At 76.4% G+C, this 2,479-nt stretch carries 3 protein-coding genes; all 3 read left to right on the top strand.

The genetic code is table 11. The annotated features are described in order from the left end of the window. Positions 1–422: 422 nt before the first annotated feature. Positions 423–1,076: a spermidine/putrescine ABC transporter substrate-binding protein gene (locus tag BEP24_RS16130; protein ID WP_065965189.1), complete on the top strand. Its 654-nt coding sequence runs from the start codon at positions 423–425 to the stop codon at positions 1,074–1,076. Between the two features lie 187 nt (positions 1,077–1,263). Then, a complete protein-coding gene (locus BEP24_RS16125) occupies positions 1,264–1,659 on the top strand; it encodes a DUF3054 domain-containing protein (protein WP_065965187.1) in 396 nt (131 codons plus the stop codon). Positions 1,660–1,832: 173 nt separating this feature from the next. After that, positions 1,833–2,479: glycerophosphodiester phosphodiesterase family protein (locus BEP24_RS17270; protein ID WP_290439189.1), on the top strand; the 647-nt coding region annotated here is incomplete at its 3' end.

Here is a 2,479-nt window from a genome sequence, read left to right as displayed (position 1 = left end):
CCCCGTGCCCGTGCCCGCGTGCCCATCCCCGTGTCCATCCCCGAGCGGGCGATGTGTGCAGGCGCGCGTTCGTGTCGGGCGCTGGTTCCGCCCGCTCGCGGAAGCGGGGTTCTGCCGGGATGCCGCCGGTGCCCGAGCGGGCGATGTGTGCGGGTGCGCGGTCGTGTCGGGTGCTGGTTCCGCCCGCTCGTGGAAGCGGGGTGTCGCCGGGCTGAGCCGCCGTACGCGAGCGGGCGGTGTGTGCAGGCGCGCGTTCGTGTCGGGTGCTGGTTCCGCCCGTTCGCGGAAGCGGGGTGTTGCCGGGGCGAGCCACCGTGCGCGAGCGGGCGGAAGCCGCACCGGGACGCGCGCGCGGGTGCCGAATCCGCCCGTTCGCGCGCGCTGCCCGGGACCGAGCGCCCGCTGCCGCCTACTGTTGGGGCATGGACGGGATCGACGGGCGCGTACGGGTCGCCGTCGACGTCTGGCTCCGGTGGCTGCCCCGGTGGCAGATCGGCAGCGCGCGGCCTCGAACCCGCATCTGCCGCAAGTGCACGGGGTCGCCCATCGCCAGCGCCGCGGGCTTCGGTCCGGACGTGCCGCACGCGGTCCAGCACGCTCTGATCGGCCGCATGTCGGCGATCATCGAGGACGCCGTCGACGAGTACACCGCCAAGAACCTCCCGCTCCTGCAGCGCGAACTCGAGCGGGCGGCCGCCCGGAAACGGCACGCGGGGTACCAGCCGACCGAGGGCCTGTCGCCGGAGTTCCAGGGCCTCGACGTCGACCCGGAGCCGTCCGAGGGCGAGCCGTTCCTGTTCACCCTCGGCGAGCTGACCGGCACCGGTGCGGCCGAGCAGACGCCACGCGAGCCGCTCTCCGACGAGGCGAAGGCCGCACTCCGCCACGAGATCGCCCTGTCCGACGAGTGCGCCCGTGCGACGGGGACGGCGGTGTGCCTCGCGCTCGTGGAGCACCGTCCGCGCATCGCCGAGGCAGTCGACCGCCTGGTCGAACCGCAGATCGCCGCGCTCGTGTCCGACATGTTCCGGGGGTTCGACGGCCCCGACGACGACCTGCGCGACGGCCTGTTCTGAGCCGATCCGCGCCGCCGTCCCAGCGGCACGGCACGGCACAGCACCGCACCGCACGGCACGGCACGGCCGAGCGGCGGCACAGCACGGCACCGCACAGCACGGCACGGCCGGGCACCGCGGCGGCGGGCAGAGCGGCGGCCGGGCAGCGTGGGGACGAGCAGCTGCCGGGACGCGGGAGAATGGTCGGGTGACTCGCACCTGGGGCTGGCTCGCAGCCGTCGTCGACATCGTCCTCATCGTCGTCTTCGCCCTCATCGGGCGCTCCTCGCACGCGGAGGCGTCCTCCGTCGTGGGCACCTGGACGACGGCGTACCCGTTCCTCGCGGGCTGGGCGGTCGGCTCCCTCGTGAGCCTCGCGTGGAAGCGGCCCCTCCGGATCTGGCCGACCGGCGTCGTCGTGTGGGTGGCGACGGTCGCGGTCGGGATGCTGCTCCGTGTCCTCACCGGGCAGGGGGACGTCGCCGGCGACCCGCTCCCGCTGTCGTTCGTGATCGTCGCGACCGTGGTGCTCGGCCTGTTCCTGGTCGGGTGGCGGGCGATCGTCCGGCCCCTGGTGGAGCGACGCCCGCGCGGGCGCGCCTGACGGTCCCGCCCCGCACTCGCTCGCCAGCTCCGACGCGCAGGCGGTCGCCCGCCCCCCTGCCCGCGCGCCTGACCGCTCCGACGCGCACCCGGACCGCCGCACCACCCGCACCGGCACCGCCCCGTTCACCCGGCCGTCACCCGGACGCCACCCGCCGCGGGCACCATGCCGTGATGACGACCACCGCCCCCGTCCCCGCCGGAGCGCCAGCCGCGGCCCGGTCGGTCCGGCCCGTCCCACGCCTGGTCGCCCGCCGCGGTGCCCCGCGCGTCCGACGCGAGGACACGCTGCCCGCGATCGCGGTCGCCGAGGCCCTCGGCGCCGACGTGGTCGAGGTCGACGTCCGACGCACCGCGGACGAGGTCGCCGTCCTGCTGCACGACGAGACCCTCGGCCGGCTCTGGGGCGATCCCCGTCGGGTCGCCGACGTGCCGTGGTGCGAGGTCGCGCGACTCGGCAACGCCCTCGACCGGATCCCGCGGCTCGACGCCGTGCTGGAACGCCTGGAGGACTGCCGGAGCACGCTCCTCCTGCACGTCGTCGACCCGGCCGACGCCCTGGTCGCGGCCCGCACGGTCGCGACGACGTCGAAGAGGACCGCGGTCGCCTGGAACGGATCCCGCGAGGCGCTCGCGGTTGTCCGGACCGTGCTCCCCGCCGCCGAGACGTGGCTGCCGTGGGAGTCGCTGGACGCCCCGACCGCAGCCGACCTCGACACCTCGACCGCGGCGGCCGCCGGCACAGCGGCCGCGGCCCGCCCGGCCACCGCGACGGCCGCGGGCACCCCGACCGCGGCGGCCAGGGTGGCGGGGGTCAGGAA

The organism is Curtobacterium sp. UCD-KPL2560 (assembly GCF_001705035.1).
Classification (GTDB): Bacteria; Actinomycetota; Actinomycetes; order Actinomycetales; family Microbacteriaceae; genus Curtobacterium.
Note: the sequence above shows the minus strand (reverse complement) of the source record. Positions and strands in the feature narration are given on the sequence as shown.